Genomic DNA, 17,081 nt, shown 5'->3' on the forward strand with positions numbered 1-17,081 from the left:
TTGGAATGTATTTTTCTGTGGGAGCGAGCCTGCTCGCGAATATCTGCGGCAGAAAATCTAACGGACTGACGCGTTTGCAGGCTTAACCACCGCCGGCTTCAACACCAGCCACAACGCCGCCGCAATCAACACTCCGCCATAAATGTGCGCCATCGACAATGGCTCATCCAGCAACAACGCCCCCCACAACACGCCGAACGGCGGGATCATGAAGGTCACGGTCATCGATTTCACCGGGCCGATCGAGCTGAGCAGGCGGAAATAGATGATGTAGGCGAACGCCGTGCAACCCAGGCCCAGGCCGAGCAGCGACAGCCAGACCTGCCAGCCGCCCCAGCTGACCGGCGGCGCAGTAATTGTGCTGTAGGCGAACAGCGGCAGCAAAAACAACGTCGCCCCGAGCATGCTGCCCAATGCCGACAAACGGCTGTCCAGCCCACCGGCCTGATCCAGCCAGCGCCGCGCGAGGAAACCGGCAAAGCCGTAGCAAGTGGTCGCCAGTAGGCAGGCCACCGCGCCCATCAGCAGCTGCAGATCGAAGGCCACCGGACCTGCGCGTGTCAGCACGCCGACGCCGAACAGGCCGAGGAACACGCCGCTGAGCTTGGCCGCTGTGAGTTTTTCGCTGAAAAACAGGCCGCCAATCAACACGCCCATCAGCGGCGTGGTCGCATTGAAGATCGCCGAATAGCCGGCCGGCAAAACCTGGGCGGCAACCGAATACAGCGTCGCCGGAATCCCCGAGTTGATCACGCCCAGCAGCATCACGGTTTGCAGCTTGCCCTTGAAGTCCCAACTGATGCGCATCAGCCCAAGGATCACCAGCAGACCGGCCGCCGCGATCGACACGCGAAAGAAACCGGTCGGGATCGTGCCGATCACCGGGGCGATGATGCGCATGAACAGAAAACTCGCGCCCCAGATAGCGGCCAGCGACAACATGCGGAAAATATCGACAGGGCTCACGGCGGGCTCCTTGCTTGATCGGGACGAGAGTGTTGCCGAGCGTCCGGATCATGGCAACCGCTATTCGGGCTTTTAATTCTGCTTGCCGATGCATCGGCACGAGAAACCTTGTCAGCGGTCGCCCCGGTATCGGTTTTGGCAGAAATTGCGCTTTTCCTGCGGACGGTTCCGTGACTAAGCTCAAACGAATCGATTTCCCGCCGAGGTTCATTTATGTCGCAGCAATGGCCAGCCACCGAGATCGCCCGGATGATCCTCGCCGGCTTCGACGATTACCGCGAGCATTTCCGCCGCATCACCGACGGCGCGCGTGAGCGTTTCGAACAGGCGCGCTGGCAGGAGGCACAGGCCGCCTCGGCGGCGCGGATCAATCTGTACGAAGAAAAGGTCGGCGAAACCGTTGCTCGGCTGCGCGAGTATTTCGACGAAGAAACGCTGATGAACGTCAGCTGCTGGCCGCTGGTGAAAAGCGCCTACATCAGTGTGATCGACCTGCGCTTCGACGATGAGCTGTCCGAAACCTGGTACAACTCGATTTTCTGCGGGCTGTTCAGCCACGACCTGATCAGCGACGGCTGCATGTTCATCCACACCACGCGCCCAAGCCTGCGCCGTGCCCGCGCCGCGCAAACCCGTACGTACAAGCCGCAGGGCCAGTTGTCCGGAATGCTCGCCAGCATCTTCTCCGATTACCGCTTCAGCGAGGATTACGCTGATTTGCCCGGCGACTTGCTGCGGCTCGAAGCGCAATTGCGCGAGAACCTGCCGGACTGGGTGTGCAAGGACCCGGAGCTGAGCGTCGAGCTGTTTTCCTCGGTGCTTTACCGCAACAAGGGCGCGTATCTGGTCGGACGCATCTACACCCGCGACGAGCAATGGCCGCTGGTGATTCCGCTGTTGCACCGCGAAGGACGGGGCATTCAAATCGATGCGTTGATCACCGACGAAGCCGATGTGTCGATCATCTTCTCTTTCACCCGTTCGTATTTCATGGTCGATGTCCCGGTGCCGGCGGAGTTCATCGGCTTTCTGCGGCGCATCCTGCCGGGCAAGCACATCGCCGAGTTGTACACCTCGATCGGCTTCTACAAGCACGGCAAATCGGAGTTTTACCGCGCGCTGATCAATCACCTGGCCAACACTGACGATCAGTTCATCATGGCCCCAGGCGTGCGCGGCATGGTCATGAGCGTGTTCACCCTGCCGGGTTTCAACACCGTATTCAAAATCATCAAGGACCGTTTCTCACCGTCGAAGAACGTCGACCGGGCAACGGTGATCGAAAAGTATCGACTGGTGAAAAGCGTCGATCGGGTCGGGCGTATGGCCGATACCCAGGAATTTGCCGATTTTCGTTTTCCGCTGAGCAAGTTCGATCCGGCGTGCCTCGAAGAACTGCTTGAGGTGGCGCCATCCACGGTTTCGGTCGAAGGCGAGACCGTGCTGATCCGCCACTGCTGGACCGAACGCCGGATGACTCCGCTCAATCTTTATCTGGAAAATGCCAACGACGCACAGGTACGTGAAGCGCTGGAGGATTACGGCCTGGCGATCAAGCAACTGGCGGCGGCGAATATTTTTCCCGGCGACATGCTGCTGAAAAACTTCGGCGTCACCCGTCACGGGCGCGTGGTGTTTTACGACTATGACGAAATTTGCTTCCTGACCGAAGCCAACTTCCGCCACATCCCGCAACCGCGCACGCCGGAGGACGAAATGGCCTCCGAGCCGTGGTACTCGATCGGACCGCTGGACGTGTTTCCCGAGGAGTTTCCGCCGTTCCTGTTTGCCGATTCGGGCCAGCGGAAATTGTTCGATCAATTGCATGGCGAGTTGTACAACGCCGATTACTGGAAGGGCTTGCAGGAGGCGATTCGGGCGGGGAAGGTCATCGACGTCTTCCCATACCGGCGCAAGGGCCGCGATAACGAATAACAAGACGCAGCTGCAAGTGGCAAGCTTCAAGCTGCAAGTTGAAAGCCGCAGTGACTTGCGACTTGTAGCTTGGCGCTTGCAGCTGCTTTTCTGCGACAATCCGCCCCCTGCATAAATAGACGACCGAATTGCCTACCCGATGACCGACGAATCGCCCTCCATCGACAAACTGCTGAAAAACCTCGATCACGCCATGCTCGCCGACCGTCACCGGCTGCGGCGGCAGTTGCTTGAGCTGCGCAAGAAACCCGACGAGGCCAAACTGGCCCAGTGGGTGACGCGCATGCAGGCGTCCTGTGATCAGGTGCTGGCGCGCCGTGCCAGCCTGCCGGTGATTCGATATGACGACAGTTTGCCGATCGCGGCCAAGCGCGACGAGATCAAAAAGGCCCTGGAGCAACATCAGGTGCTGATCATCGCCGGCGAAACCGGCTCGGGCAAAACCACCCAGTTGCCGAAAATCTGTCTGGAAATCGGGCGCGGCCAGCACGGTCTGATCGGCCACACCCAGCCGCGTCGGATCGCTGCGCGCAGCGTCGCCAGCCGTGTCGCCGAAGAACTCGGCACGCCGCTCGGTGCGCTGGTCGGCTATCAGGTGCGCTTTGAAGATCAGAGCGATGCCAACACCCTGATCAAGCTGATGACCGACGGCATTCTGCTGGCGGAAACCCAGAACGACCGCTACCTCGAGCGCTACGACACGATCATCGTCGACGAAGCCCACGAACGCAGCCTCAACATCGATTTCCTCCTCGGCTATCTGAAAACCCTGCTGCCACGCCGTCCCGACCTGAAGGTCATCATCACGTCGGCGACCATCGATCTGGAGCGCTTCTCCAAGCATTTCGACGACGCACCAATTGTCGAAGTGTCGGGCCGTACCTTCCCGGTGGAAACCTGGTATCGGCCGCTGACGCTGGAGCAGGACGAAGAGGGCAACCGGGTCGAGGATGACCTGACCGTAGATCAGGCGATTCTCGCCACCCTCGACGAAATCGCCGCCTACGAGCGCAGCGAACGACGCAGCCCCGGCGATGTGCTGGTGTTCCTGCCCGGTGAGCGCGAGATTCGCGACGCCGCCGACATGTTGCGCAAGGCCCAGCTCAAGCACACCGAAATCCTGCCGCTGTACGCGCGCCTGTCGCCGGCTGAACAGCAGCGGATTTTCCAATCGCACCCGGGCCGCCGCGTGGTGCTGGCGACCAACGTCGCCGAAACCTCGCTGACCGTACCGGGCATTCGCTATGTGATTGACAGCGGCACCGCGCGCATCAGCCGCTACAGCTATCGGGCCAAGGTCCAGCGTTTGCCGATCGAAGCGATTTCCCAGGCCAGCGCCAATCAGCGCAAGGGTCGTTGCGGCCGGGTCGAGCCGGGTATCTGCGTGCGTTTGTACAGCGAAGAGGACTTCCTTGGGCGCCCGGAATTTACCGATCCGGAAATTCTGCGCACCAACCTCGCCGCCGTTATTTTGCAGATGCTCCATCTGCGCCTCGGTGAAATCACCGCGTTCCCGTTTATCGAGCCGCCGGACGGCAAGGCGATCAGCGACGGTTTCAACCTGCTGCAAGAACTGTCGGCGGTGGATCGAAATAGTCAGCTGACCCCACTCGGTCGCCAATTGGCGCGCTTGCCGGTCGACCCGCGCATGGGCCGCATGCTGCTGGAAGCGGCCAAGCTCGGCAGCTTGCAGGAAGTGCTGATCGTTGCCAGTGCGATGTCGATTCAGGACCCGCGCGAGCGTCCACCGGAGCGTCAGCAAGCGGCGGATCAGGCCCATGCGCAATGGAAGGATCCGGATTCCGACTTCGCCGGGCTCGTCAATCTGTGGCGCGGTTTCGAAGAGCAGCGCCAGGCGCTCACTGCCAACCCGCTGCGCAATTGGTGCCGGAAGAATTTCCTCAATTACCTGCGCCTGCGCGAGTGGCGTGATTCCCATCGTCAGTTGAGCCTGATCTGCCGCGACATGCAGCTGAGCCTGAACAAAGAGCCGGCGGATTATCCGAAGCTGCACAAAGCGGTACTGGTCGGATTGCTCAGCCAGATCGGCCAGAAAACCGAAGACGGCGATTACCTCGGCGCCCGCCAACGGCGCTTCTGGATTCATCCGTCGTCGGGCATCGGCAAGAAGCGCCCGCAGTGGCTGATGACCGCTGAGCTGGTGGAAACCACCAAACTCTACGCGCGCATGGTCGCCAAGATCGACGCCGACTGGATCGAACCGCTGGCCGGGCACCTGATCAAGAAAAACCACTTCGAACCGCATTGGGAAAAGAAGCGCGGCCAGGTCGTCGCCTACGAGCAGATCACCCTGTTCGGCCTGATCGTCGTCGGTCGCCGACCGGTGCATTACGGCCCGGTCGATCCGGTGGTATCCCGTGAGCTGTTTATCCGCGAAGGCCTGGTGCGCGGCGAGATTCAGTCCCGGGCCAAATGCCTGAGCGCCAATCAGAAACTGCTCGAGCAGCTCGACGAACTCGAGGCCAAGGCGCGCCGGCGCGACATTCTCGCCGACGAAGAAACCCTCTACGCCTTCTATGATGCGCGGTTGCCGGCGGAGATCCACCAGACCGCGACCTTCGACAGTTGGTACAAGGTCAACAGCCAGAAAGACCCGCAGCTGCTGATCATGCGCGAAGAAGACGTACTGGCTCGCGAGGCCAGTGAAGTCACCGCCCGTGATTACCCGGACACCCTGCACATCGGCGATCTGGAACTGGCGCTGACTTATCATTTCGAGCCCAATCACCCGCGCGACGGCGTGACCTTGCGCGTGCCAGCGCCATTGCTGCCGATGTTGCCGCCGGAGCGTCTGGAGTGGCTGGTGCCGGGCCTGATCGAGGCCAAGTGCATTGCGCTGGTACGTAATCTGCCCAAGGCCCTGCGCAAGAACTTCGTGCCAGTGCCGGACTTCATCAAGGCCGCGTTGCAGCGCATGACTTTCGCCGAAGGTTCGCTGCCGCAAGCGCTCGGTCGCGAACTGCTGCGCATGACGGGCGCGCGGGTCAGCGATGAAGCGTGGGCGGAAGCCGCGCAGCAGGTTGAAAGCCATCTGCGCATGAACCTGGAAATCGTCGACGGCGAGGGCAAGTTCCTTGGCGAAGGCCGCGATCTGGCTGATTTGACCGCACGCTTTGCCGAGGCCAGCCAGGCCGCGCTGGCGGTGCCGCAGAGTGCGAAAAGTCAGCAACCGGTCGAGGCGAAAGTATTTGCGCCGGTGGCGGAAAAGACCCAGCAGAAGATCGCCGGGCTGTCGATGACGGTGTATCCGGCGCTGGTGGAAGAGGGCGGCACGGTCAAGGAGGGACGCTTCTCTACCCCCGCCGAGGCCGAGTTCCAGCATCGTCGCGCCTTGCAGCGCTTGTTGATGCAGCAACTGGCCGAACCGGCCAAGTTCCTCCGGGGCAAGTTGCCAGGGCAGACTGAGCTGGGCCTGTTGTATCGCGAACTGGGCCGGGTCGATGCGCTGGTCGAAGACATTCTGCTGGCCAGCCTCGACAGCTGCATTCTCGAAGGCGAAGACCCATTGCCCCGTGATGGCGCCGGGTTGGCGGCATTGGCCGAGCGCAAACGCGGCAACTGGACCGAGCACGCCGAGCGGGTTGCGCGGCTGACGCTGGAAATCCTGAAGATGTGGCACGGTCTGCAAAAACGCTTCAAGGGCAAGATCGATCTTGCCCAGGCGGTGGCGTTGAACGACATCAAGCAGCAGATCGGCAATCTGGTCTATCCGGGTTTCGTCCGGGAAACGCCGATGCAGTGGCTCAAGGAGTTGCCGCGTTATCTGAAAGCGGTCGAGCAGCGTTTCGAGAAACTCGGTGCGCAGGTGCAGAAGGATCGGGTCTGGAGCGGCGAACTCGCTGGCCTGTGGGCGCAATATCAGGCTCGTGCGGCCAAGCATGCCCAAGAAGGCAAACGCGATCCGCAGTTGGAGCTGTACCGCTGGTGGCTGGAGGAATACCGCGTGTCGCTGTTCGCTCAACAGTTGGGCACCAAAGTGCCGATCTCCGACAAGCGCCTGAGCAAACAGTGGAGTCAGGTCGAGCCCTGACCTGCAGCCATACACAATCCCCCTGTGGAATTGGTCTTTGTGGCGAGGGGATTTATCCCCGCTGGGTGGCGAAGCCGCCCCAAAACCTACGCCTCGGTTCATCAGATACCGAGCGTAGTGGGTTGGCGACTGCTTCGCAGTCGAACGGGGATAAATCCCCTCGCCACAGAGTTGAGTTCATGGAGTGAATGGCAGTTGTGCTTGAGAACGGCGCCAAAACCTCGGGTTTATGGCAAACTTCGCCACCATAACCCGCCGTTTCGCGACCCAGAGCCTTCGGCCGTGTCGCGCTGCGGAATAAAACGATGCCAGGTTTGCGTCCCCCGGATGGGAATAGACCCTTTGCGTGTTGGTACGACGGTTCCAGCACTTTCTGCCTGAACAGATTAGAGAAACGACCATGCATAACGTCGTCATCAGCGGCACCGGCCTGTACACACCGGCCAACAGCATCTCCAACGAAGAGCTGGTGCAGTCTTTCAATACCTACGTCGCCCAGTTCAACGCCGATAACGCCGAGGCCATTGCCAGCGGCGAAGTCCAGGCCCTGACCGAATCCAGCGCCGCGTTCATCGAAAAGGCCTCGGGCATCAAGAGCCGCTTTGTCATGGACAAGGACGGCATCCTCGATCCGCAACGCATGGCCCCGCGCCTGCCCGAGCGTTCCAACGATGAATGGTCGGTGCTCTGCCAGATGGCCGTTGGCGCTGCCGAACAAGCCCTGCAACGAGCCGGCAAAACCGCAGCCGACATCGACGGCGTGATCGTCGCCTGTTCGAACCTGCAACGTGCCTACCCGGCCATCGCCATCGAAGTCCAGGAAGCGCTGGGGATCGAAGGTTTCGGTTTCGACATGAATGTGGCGTGTTCTTCCGCCACCTTCGGCATCCAGGCCGCCGCCAACAGCGTACAGCTTGGCCAGGCGCGGGCGATCCTGATGGTCAACCCGGAGGTCTGCACCGGGCACCTGAACTTCCGTGATCGCGACAGCCACTTCATCTTCGGTGATGCCGCGACTGCGGTGATCATCGAACGCGCGGATCTGGCGACCTCCGAGTACCAGTTCGACGTGGTCAGCACCAAATTGCTGACCAAGTTCTCCAACAACATCCGCAACAACTTCGGCTTCCTCAACCGAGCGGCGGAAGAGGGCATCGGTGCCCGCGACAAGCTGTTCGTGCAGGAAGGCCGCAAGGTGTTCAAGGATGTCTGCCCGATGGTCGCCGAACTGATTGGCGAGCACCTGGAAGAGAACCAGCTCAACGTCGGCGACGTGAAACGCTTCTGGCTGCACCAGGCCAACCTGAGCATGAACCACCTGATCGTGCGCAAGCTGCTCGGCCGCGAAGCTACCGAAGAAGAAGCCCCGGTGATTCTCGACAGTTACGCCAACACCAGCTCGGCCGGTTCGGTCATTGCCTTCCACAAATACCAGGATGATCTGGCCTCGGGTTCGCTGGCGGTGCTCAGTTCGTTTGGTGCCGGTTATTCGATCGGTAGCGTGTTGCTGCGCAAGCGCTGAAACAGGTTAATTTCCCCTTAATCGCGTCGATCTTTCCTACATTCGAAGCGGCTGAAACGCTGTAATTTTTCGGACGTCGCGGCAGGTGCACACCTGCCGCGTTCATTTTCGAAGTCCGGACAAGGGGATTGATGGATGGCGGCTGACGACACCCAACTGCTCACGCGCCTGCTGGCGGGGGAGCAAAAGGCTTTCAAGGAACTGGTCACCACATATCAGAGCGCCATGCGTGCGGTGGCTTACGCGATTGTCGGCCAGCGTCATGTCGAGGAAGTGGTGCAGGATGCCTGGCTGTCGGTGGTGCGCCATCTGGCCAGCTTCGAAGGCCGTTCCAGCCTCAAGACCTGGTTGCTGACCATTACCGCCAATTCGGCCAAGAGTCGCTACAAGCTCAATCGCCGCGAAGTCCTGCTCGACGACCTGCCATCGCCCCACGGCACCATCGGTGACGATCGCTTCTCTTCCAGCGATGGCCACTGGCTGGTCGCGCCATTTGCCTGGCACCAGGACACCCCCGAAGCGCTGCTGACTGAAAACGAACTGCGCGAATGCCTCGAACACACGTTGCTGAGTCTGTCCGAGTTGCAGAGCAGTGTCCTGCTGTTGCGCGAACGCCAGGGCCTGGAGCTGGAAGAGATCTGTAATCTTCTGGAGATCTCGCTCTCCAATGTCCGCGTGCTGCTGCACCGGGCACGCTTGAAGGTCTTTGCGACCGTGGAACATTTTGAGGAGACAGGAGAATGTTGACCTGCAAGGAGCAAGTGGCACGATCCAGCGATTATCTCGACGGCCAACTGAGCTTTCGCGAGACGCTGATGGTGCGTCATCACCTGTTGTTCTGCCCCAACTGCCGGCGCTTCATGCGGCAGATGCGCGTGATGCAGGCGACGCTAAAGGCGTTGCCGGAACAAGCGGACGAGAATGTCGATGCGCTGGCCAAGCGCTTGGCCGAGCAACGACGAAAAGACAACCCCCTGTAGGGGCTGACGAGTGAAACGAGGCTGCGATCTTTTGATCTTGTTTTCAGGATCAAGATCAAAAGATCGCAGCCTTCGGCAGCTCCTACAGGGGCAGCTTCAAGCTTCAAGCCTCAAGCTGCAAGTAAAGGCATTCACTCGCAACTCTTGGCTTGCAGCTTGCAGCTTGCAGCTGTTTTCCTAGAACTTCGCTTCAGCATCCAGCTGCAGGGTGTTGGCATCTGCATCGCGCTGGCTGCGGCTGGCGAAGTCGGCCTTGGTCAGGAAGTACGTGGCGCCGACGGCGAAGTTCTTGTCGATGTCGTAACCGACCTTGAACTTGTGCCCGCGCGAACCGGTGGTGCCGTTGGCGAAGTCGGAGTCGGTGAAAGCGCCGACCACGGCGTTGCGCTGCACGTCGCGGTAGTTGTAGTCGAGGTTGAAGCCGAACACTTTCGACTTGGCGCCGAGCAGCCATGCGGTGTCCTGATCGGTCACGGCATCGTTGTTCTTCACGTACTGGCCGTAGAACGACAGTGGCATTGGCAGGCCGCCGATGTCGATCTGGCTGAACCCTTCATACAGACGGAATTCGTTGTCGGCCGAGTTGCCGTTGACCGCCAGGGCGCACGGCGTCGAGGTGCCGGTGCAGCGGCTGTCTTCGTCGTTCTGGTAGGCGTAGACACTGCCGCCGACGGTCATTTTCAGGTTGTCGGTGATGTTGAAGCGGCTGCCCAACTGGCCAGCGGTCAGGCGCAGGTCGTGGCGGAATTGCACGCCGTCGCCGTCAACGTTGTCCTTGAGGTTGTAGTTACCCAGGCTGCCGAACAGTTCGGCGCTGCCGCCCAGTGGGTATTTGTAGGTAACGGCCAGACCTTCCGGGTTGATGTCGCTGTCCCAGATCACATCGCCCATGCTCACCCACGGTTGCAGCATCTTGCCGCCAATAACGTGCAGGTTCTTGATCTGATCCGGGTGGTAGTCGATGTAGCCGAGGTCGAGCCAGATCTGCTTCTTGTCGAAGTAGTTGTCCTGATCCTGGTTGGTCGAGCGCGCGTCATCACCGCCGCCAGTGGCGATACGGATACCGGTGTCGACTTGCGGATTGATCTCGGTATAGGCGCCCAGACGCGCACGGATGCGCTGGCGGTCCTTGTCGCGGCCGCCGTTGTTCGGCTCGCCGTCGATCTTGATGGTTTCCTGACGGATACGTACGTCGCCCTTGAACTGGGTCTTGGCCGCCCAGGCCAGTTTCTGATCGAACAGGCTCTGTTCGTTGGTCTTCTTCGCGACCGCCGCCACTTGTTCGTTGGTTTCCTGCTGCGCCTGTTGGGCGATTTGCTGAGCCTTCTGATCCTTGGCCAGTTCTGTTTGCAGCTCGATGTACTGCGCCTGGGAAATCGACCCGTTGGCCTTGAGCATGTCGAGCAGTTTGGCGTCGACTGCAGCACTGGCCGGAACGCTCATGGCCAGCAACAAGCCGCCGCACAGGGCCGCTGCAGTTTTCGTGGAAGCAAGACGCATAGCAATCTCCGAAGATGAAGGGGATGGCTGAACCATCCTGGGCACAACCGGCCTGGAGGCCGGAAAACTGTGTCCGGGTTAGAACCCGGCGCTCTAAAAACAGGCGCCAGTATCGCGATGGTTTATGACAGAGCGGTGGCACAGTGATGGCAGGTTGATGACGATACATATCAGGCGTGAACTATCGACCTAGAGCGCTGTCGGCCGATTGAGCGTGTGCAACCGGGTCGCGATCAGCGATACTCGCCGGGCTTTGTCGCCAAGCTGTGGAGTGCCAGTGAATGCCGTTGCAACGCCTGCAAGACCTGTCAGAAATCGCCCCGGCCACCTGGGATGCGCTGGTCCCGGACAACCAGCCGTTCCTGCGTCACGCCTTCCTCAGCGCGCTGGAAGACAGCGGCAGTGTCGGCCCGCATTCAGGCTGGCAGCCCGAGCATTTGCTGCACATCGAAGATGATCGACTGATCGCCGCACTGCCCAGTTATCGCAAGTGGCATTCCTACGGCGAGTACGTTTTCGATCACGGCTGGGCCGACGCCTGCGCCCGCGCCGGCATCGATTACTACCCCAAACTCCTGACTGCCGTGCCCTTCAGCCCGGTCAGCGGCCCGCGCTTGCTGGCGGCGCGGGTCGAGGACGGTTTCGAACTGCTGAAAAGTCTGCCCGGCTATTTGCAGATCGAAGAGCTCTCCAGCGCGCACATCAATTTCACTGATCCGTTTACCGATGCGGCGATGGCCGAGCAACCGGGCTGGCTGCAGCGCATCGGCTGTCAATATCACTGGCAGAACCGTGAATACCGCGACTTTCAGGACTTCCTCGACGCCCTCAGCTCACGCAAGCGCAAGCAGATGCGCAAGGAACGCGAGCAGGTGGCGGGGCAGGGCTTTGAGTTCGAGTGGTTGGAGGGGCGTGAGCTGGGCGAGGCGCAGTGGGATTTCGTGTACGCTTGCTATGCCAACACCTACGCGGTGCGGCGTCAGGCGCCATATCTGACGCGCGAGTTCTTCAGCCTGCTGGCCGAACGCATGCCTGAAGCGATTCGGGTGGTTCTTGCCAAACAGGGCTCACGGCCGGTGGCGATGGCGTTCAGCCTGGTCGGTGGCGACAGTTTCTACGGGCGTTATTGGGGCTGCCTGGCCGAGTTTGATCGGCTGCATTTCGAGACGTGTTTCTATCAGGGCATGGATTACGCGATCGCCCATGGCATCCAGCGTTTCGATGCCGGGGCGCAGGGCGAGCACAAGTTGATTCGCGGCTTTGAACCGGTGATCACCCATTCATGGCATTACCTGCGCCATCCGGGGTTGAAAGCGGCGGTGAAGGATTTTCTCCAGCAGGAGCGCGCGGGGGTTCTGGCCTATGCCGAAGAGGCCCGCACCGCGTTGCCTTATCGCCAAACCTAGTTCCAGATCCCCTGTGGGAGCGAGCCTGCTCGCGAAAGCGTCGGGTCAGTTGACGAATTTGTCGCTGATCCATCGCATTCGCGAGCAGGCTCGCTCCCACAGTTTTTTCACCGCACCGCCAGGCATCAATCGATGCCGACAAACCCTCCGGTCTGGTGCGCCCACAACCGTGCATACAAACCACGATGCGCAAGCAGTTCGGCGTGGGTGCCGCTCTCGGCGATCTTGCCGTTTTCCAGCACCACCAGACGGTCCATGCGCGCGATGGTCGAGAGACGGTGGGCGATGGCGATCACGGTTTTGCCCTGCATCAAGGTCTCGAGGCTTTCCTGAATCGCTGCTTCGACTTCCGAATCCAGTGCCGAGGTCGCTTCGTCCATGATCAGGATCGGCGCGTCCTTGAGCAGCACCCGCGCAATCGCGATGCGCTGGCGCTGACCGCCCGACAATTTCACCCCGCGCTCGCCGACATGCGCATCGAAACCGCTGCGGCCTTCAGCGTCGGACAGCAGTGGAATGAACTCGTCAGCGCGAGCCTTGTGCACCGCCTCCCACAGCTCGGCATCGGTCGCATCCGGTTTGCCGTAAAGCAAGTTGTCGCGGATCGAGCGGTGCAGCAGCGAGGTGTCCTGAGTGATCATGCCGATCCGCGCGCGCAGGCTTTCCTGGCCGACTTCGGCGATGTTCTGCCCGTCGATCAGGATGCGCCCGCCCTCGACGTCGTACAGGCGCAGCAACAGGTTGACCAAGGTTGATTTGCCGGCGCCGGATGGGCCGATCAAGCCGATTTTCTCCCCCGGTTTTATCGTCAGATTGAGGTCGCCGATGATGCCTCTCTTCTTGCCGTAGTGAAAATCCACGTGCTCGAAGCGCACCTCGCCCGAGGCCACGGCCAGCGGTTTGGCCTGCTCGCGGTCGGTGACGCTGACCGGTTGAGAGATGGTGCGCAGACCGTCCTGGACCATGCCGATGTTTTCGAAAATGCCGGTGACTACCCACATGATCCAGCCGGACATGTTGACGATACGAATCACCAGGCCGGTGGCCAGGGCAATCGCGCCGACGGTGATCAGCGACTGCGTCCACAGCCACAACGCCAGCGCCGTGGTGCCGACGATCAGCAGGCCGTTCATGGTAGTGATCGCCACGTCCATGCTGGTCACCACGCGACCGGCCATTTGCGCTTTGACGGTCTGTTCTTCGATGGCTTCCTTGGCGTAGTGCTGTTCGAAGTTGGTGTGAGCGAACAGTTTCAGCGTGGCGATGTTGGTGTAGCCATCGACGATGCGCCCCATCAGTTTCGAGCGCGCGTCAGAGGCTTCCACGGAGCGCTCCTTCACCCGTGGCACGAAGTAATACAGCGCGCCGATGTAAGCGACGATCCAGGTCAGCAAAGGGATCATCAGGCGCCAGTCGGCCTCGGCGAACAGCACCAGCGAGCTGATCGCATAGATCACCACGTGCCACAGCGCGTCGACCGCTTGCACGGCAGAATCGCGCAGCGAGTTGCCGGTCTGCATGATGCGCTGGGCGATGCGCCCGGCGAAGTCGTTCTGGAAGAAATTCAGGCTCTGCTTGAGCACGTAACTGTGGTTCTGCCAGCGGATCATGCTGGTCATGCCGGGGCTCAGGGTCTGATGCACCAGCAGGTCGTGCAGGGCAAAGAAGATCGGTCGCAGCACCAGAGCGACCACCAGCATCCAGGTCAATTCGAGGGCGTGGTCGCTGAAGAAATTCGGGTTGGGCGTGCCTTGCGCCAGATCGATGATGCGGCTCAGGTAGCTGAACAACGCTACTTCGATCAACGAGGCAAACAGGCCGATGACGAGCAGGGCAGCGAAACTTGGCCAGACCTGCTTCAGGTAATAGACGTAGAAGGGCCAGACGCGGTCCGGCGGGGACGCCGTCGGGGCGTCGCGGAAGATATCGATCAGTTGTTCGAAACGGCGATAGAGCATCAGATAACCGCCCGGAATCCGGGCTCTCCTTTTATCAGTGCGAGCGGCGCAGGCTCAGCCCCACGCCGCTCGATATGCCCGGCGAAACTCAGTCGATGCGCTTGGCTGACTTGATGATCACAGGGTCGACAGGCACGTTCTGCATGCCTTGTTTGGTGGTGGTCTGAGAGTTGACGATGATGTCCACGACATCCATGCCCTTGACCACTTTGGCGAACACCGCGTAACCGGCGTCACGGCCCGGATCGAGGAATGCGTTGTCGGCAACGTTGATGAAGAACTGGCTGGTCGCCGAATCAGGGTTGGAAGTACGCGCCATCGACAGGGTGCCACGAACGTTGTGCAGGCCATTGCTGGCCTCGTTCTTGATCGGCGCCTTGGTTTCTTTCTGTTGCATCTGCTGGGTGAAGCCGCCGCCCTGAGCCATGAAGCCCGGGATCACACGGTGGAAAATGGTGTTGTTGTAGAAGCCGCTGTCGACGTATTCAAGGAAGTTCTTCGTGCTGATCGGCGCCTTGACCGGGTCCAGTTCGATTTCGATCTGGCCGTTGGTGGTGTCCAGCAGCACGTGGGGCGCCTTGGCCGGGGTAGCAGCCATCAGGTTGGCGGCAAACAGTACGGAGCCGGCGGCGAGGGCGAGTTTTTTCAGCATGGGTCAGTGATCCTGAGAGTGAAGGTCGGCTGTGGCGAGAAAATCCAGCAGCGTGTGATTGAAGCGTTCGGGTTGATCGAGCGGGGTGGCATGGCGCGAATCGGCGATGACCACCAGCCGCGCATCCGGCAGCAGTTTTACATAGGTTTCTTTCAGCGCAACCGGTGTGTAGTCACGGTCGGCAGTGACGATGAGCGTTGGACAGGACACCCGGGAAAGTCGTTCCTGAACGCCCCAGCCAACAATCGCATCGAAGCTGGCGAGATAAGCACGTTTGTCGTTTTTTGCCCAGCGTTCGGCCATTTTCCGTCGCAGATCGGCCTGTTCCGGCTTGGGGAAAAGTTTGCTGCCGAGGGCTTTGCCGATGGTTTCGAGACTGAGCAGGCGCATCAGGCTCCAGCGTTTGAACCACTGCCAGTAGTCGTCGCGCGTGCGCAATTTGACCTGCGGCGCGCTGTTGACGATGGTCAGGCTCTTGAGCGCTTGCGGCTGATCGACGGCGAGTTGAAAGCCGATCATCCCGCCCATCGACAGCCCGACGTAATGTACCGGGCCGAGGCGCAGGTGTTCGATCAACGCGAGCAGATCCGCGCTGAACCCGGCGATGCTGTAGCGCTCGCGGGGTTTGTCCGAGCGCCCGTGGCCGCGAATGTCCGGGACGATTACCCGGTAGTGCGCAGCCAGCGCCGGGATCTGCATTTCCCAGTCCAGGGTGCTCGAGCCGAGCCCGTGAACCAGTAGCAACGGCGCGCCGTGGCCATATTCCTCGTAGTGCAGGTTGCAACCTTCGTGCTCGAAATACGCCATCGGTGAACTCCGTGTCAGGCTTGTTCAGGTGCGGCAAACGGTGCGTCCAGCGGCAAGGTGTCGAAGGTGCGCAACAATTCAATAAGGATTTGCGTGGCCGGGCCCAGGGGTTTGTCCTTGTTCGAATACAGATAGAAACTCGAATTGCGGCTGCCGCCTCGGTCCAACGGTAGCAGCTTGAGCGAACCATCCTTGAGTTCGCGGTCGATCATGTGCCGCGGTAGCCAGGCAAAGCCCAGGCCGCTGCTGACAAAGGTCGCGGCGGTGGCGAGGCTGCCGACGGTCCAGCGCTGTTCGGCGCCGAGCCAGCCGACATCGCGCGGCTGCTGGCGGCCGGAGTCGCGGATCACCACTTGCATCTGGGTTTCCAGATCCTGAAAGCTCAACTCGCGGTTGAGCCGATGCAGCGGGTGATCAGGGTGGGCAACGGCGACGAACTCGACATCGCTCAATTCCGCACCCAAGTAGCCGGGAATGCTCAGTCCGGTGATTGCCAAGTCCGCCACGCCTTCGAGCAGCACTTCCTCGACGCCCGACAACACTTCCTCACGCAAACGCACGCGGCAGCCGCGACTCTGCGGCATGAACGCGGTCAGGGCGCGGACGATCCGCGCGCTCGGGTAGGCCGCATCCACCACCAGCCGCACTTCCGCTTCCCAGCCTTGCTCCATGTGATGGGCAAGGTCTTCGAGTTGGCTGGCCTGTTTGACCAATTGCCGCGAACGCCGCAGCAACACGCCGCCGGCCTCGGTGAGCACGGCTTTGCGCCCGTCGATGCGCAGCAACGGCACACCGAGCTGATCCTGCATGCGGGCGACGGTGTAGCTCACCGACGATTGCGAACGGTGCAGGGCCTCGGCGGCCTGGGCGAATCCGCCGTGGTCGACCACGGCCTGCAACGTTCGCCATTGATCAAGGGTCACGCGGGGCGCTTTCATCAATAGCTCCTCTTGTCCTAAGCTGGCCGTCCCTCATGGAGACTGCCGAATGAAAAAATTCTGTTGTGTGGTGCTGGCGCTGCTGCCGTTGACCGCGTTTGCCTATCCGATCGACATGCAAAAGGATCTCAACGGCATGAAGATCGATTACGAGACTTACGACACGGACAACGACATCGGCTCGATCCGCGTGGCCAACTACGGTGACGTCGATGCGACCTGCCGTGCGGTATTCAGCAACGGCCCGGAAGCACCACGCACCCGCAGCATCGATGTCCCGGCGGGCAAGCATAAAAACGCCACGGCCAAGTTCACCCGCGAGATCATCAAGCTGCGCATCAAACTGACCTGCACTCCGAAATAACG

Annotated in this window: 13 protein-coding genes; 7 read left to right on the plus strand and 6 right to left on the minus strand. The window is 60.8% G+C overall.

Annotated elements, in window-relative coordinates:
• Window positions 1-57: 57 nt before the first annotated feature.
• A complete protein-coding gene (locus tag PspCFBP13508_RS26650) occupies window positions 58-966 on the minus strand; it encodes a DMT family transporter (protein ID WP_137216228.1) in 909 nt (302 codons plus the stop codon).
• 213 nt (window positions 967-1,179) lie between these two features.
• Here PspCFBP13508_RS26650 and aceK point away from each other — a divergent pair, with 213 nt between their 5' ends.
• The 5 genes from aceK (at window position 1,180) to PspCFBP13508_RS26675 (ending at window position 9,454) form a co-directional block, all read left to right on the plus strand.
• Window positions 1,180-2,901 (plus strand): bifunctional isocitrate dehydrogenase kinase/phosphatase, encoded by a 1,722-nt coding sequence (gene aceK, locus PspCFBP13508_RS26655; protein ID WP_137216229.1) that lies wholly within the window; start codon window positions 1,180-1,182, stop codon window positions 2,899-2,901.
• A gap of 139 nt (window positions 2,902-3,040) precedes the next feature.
• Window positions 3,041-6,952, plus strand: a complete 3,912-nt coding sequence (gene hrpA / locus PspCFBP13508_RS26660) for an ATP-dependent RNA helicase HrpA (protein WP_137216230.1) — start codon at window positions 3,041-3,043, stop codon at window positions 6,950-6,952.
• A 400-nt stretch (window positions 6,953-7,352) separates the two neighbouring features.
• Window positions 7,353-8,474 (plus strand): beta-ketoacyl-ACP synthase III, encoded by a 1,122-nt coding sequence (locus PspCFBP13508_RS26665; RefSeq protein WP_076566474.1) that lies wholly within the window; start codon window positions 7,353-7,355, stop codon window positions 8,472-8,474.
• A gap of 135 nt (window positions 8,475-8,609) precedes the next feature.
• On the plus strand, window positions 8,610-9,221 hold the full coding sequence (locus PspCFBP13508_RS26670) for a sigma-70 family RNA polymerase sigma factor (protein WP_041478829.1): 612 nt from the start codon (window positions 8,610-8,612) through the stop codon (window positions 9,219-9,221).
• Window positions 9,215-9,454 carry a zf-HC2 domain-containing protein gene (locus PspCFBP13508_RS26675; protein ID WP_130909986.1) on the plus strand — a complete coding sequence of 80 codons (240 nt, stop codon included), beginning with the start codon at window positions 9,215-9,217 and terminating at the stop codon, window positions 9,452-9,454. Before PspCFBP13508_RS26670 ends, PspCFBP13508_RS26675 begins: the two co-directional genes overlap by 7 nt.
• A gap of 177 nt (window positions 9,455-9,631) precedes the next feature.
• Here PspCFBP13508_RS26675 and PspCFBP13508_RS26680 read toward each other — a convergent pair whose 3' ends face one another.
• On the minus strand, window positions 9,632-10,954 hold the full coding sequence (locus PspCFBP13508_RS26680) for a putative porin (RefSeq protein ID WP_125917795.1): 1,323 nt from the start codon (window positions 10,952-10,954) through the stop codon (window positions 9,632-9,634).
• Between the two features lie 281 nt (window positions 10,955-11,235).
• Here PspCFBP13508_RS26680 and PspCFBP13508_RS26685 point away from each other — a divergent pair, with 281 nt between their 5' ends.
• On the plus strand, window positions 11,236-12,360 hold the full coding sequence (locus PspCFBP13508_RS26685) for a GNAT family N-acetyltransferase (RefSeq protein ID WP_137216231.1): 1,125 nt from the start codon (window positions 11,236-11,238) through the stop codon (window positions 12,358-12,360).
• Between the two features lie 125 nt (window positions 12,361-12,485).
• Here the strand turns inward: PspCFBP13508_RS26685 and PspCFBP13508_RS26690 are convergent, their stop codons facing one another.
• The 4 genes from PspCFBP13508_RS26690 to PspCFBP13508_RS26705 all read right to left on the minus strand — a co-directional run bounded on the left by PspCFBP13508_RS26690 (window position 12,486) and on the right by PspCFBP13508_RS26705 (window position 16,715).
• Window positions 12,486-14,318: an ABC transporter ATP-binding protein gene (locus tag PspCFBP13508_RS26690; RefSeq protein WP_071174707.1), complete on the minus strand. Its 1,833-nt coding sequence runs from the start codon at window positions 14,316-14,318 to the stop codon at window positions 12,486-12,488.
• A gap of 88 nt (window positions 14,319-14,406) precedes the next feature.
• Window positions 14,407-14,970, minus strand: coding sequence for a peptidylprolyl isomerase (locus tag PspCFBP13508_RS26695; RefSeq protein ID WP_016771201.1), 564 nt, complete (start codon window positions 14,968-14,970; stop codon window positions 14,407-14,409).
• A gap of 3 nt (window positions 14,971-14,973) precedes the next feature.
• A complete protein-coding gene (locus PspCFBP13508_RS26700; RefSeq protein ID WP_137216232.1) occupies window positions 14,974-15,777 on the minus strand; it encodes an alpha/beta hydrolase in 804 nt (267 codons plus the stop codon).
• A 14-nt stretch (window positions 15,778-15,791) separates the two neighbouring features.
• Window positions 15,792-16,715 carry a LysR family transcriptional regulator gene (locus PspCFBP13508_RS26705; RefSeq protein WP_016771199.1) on the minus strand — a complete coding sequence of 308 codons (924 nt, stop codon included), beginning with the start codon at window positions 16,713-16,715 and terminating at the stop codon, window positions 15,792-15,794.
• A gap of 49 nt (window positions 16,716-16,764) precedes the next feature.
• Between PspCFBP13508_RS26705 and PspCFBP13508_RS26710 the strand changes: the two genes are divergently transcribed.
• A complete protein-coding gene (locus PspCFBP13508_RS26710; RefSeq protein ID WP_137216233.1) occupies window positions 16,765-17,079 on the plus strand; it encodes a 3-phosphoglycerate kinase in 315 nt (104 codons plus the stop codon).
• Window positions 17,080-17,081 lie beyond the last annotated feature (2 nt).

The organism is Pseudomonas sp. CFBP13508 (genome assembly GCF_005233515.1).
In the GTDB taxonomy this organism is placed as follows: Bacteria; Pseudomonadota; Gammaproteobacteria; order Pseudomonadales; family Pseudomonadaceae; genus Aquipseudomonas; species Aquipseudomonas mercuritolerans.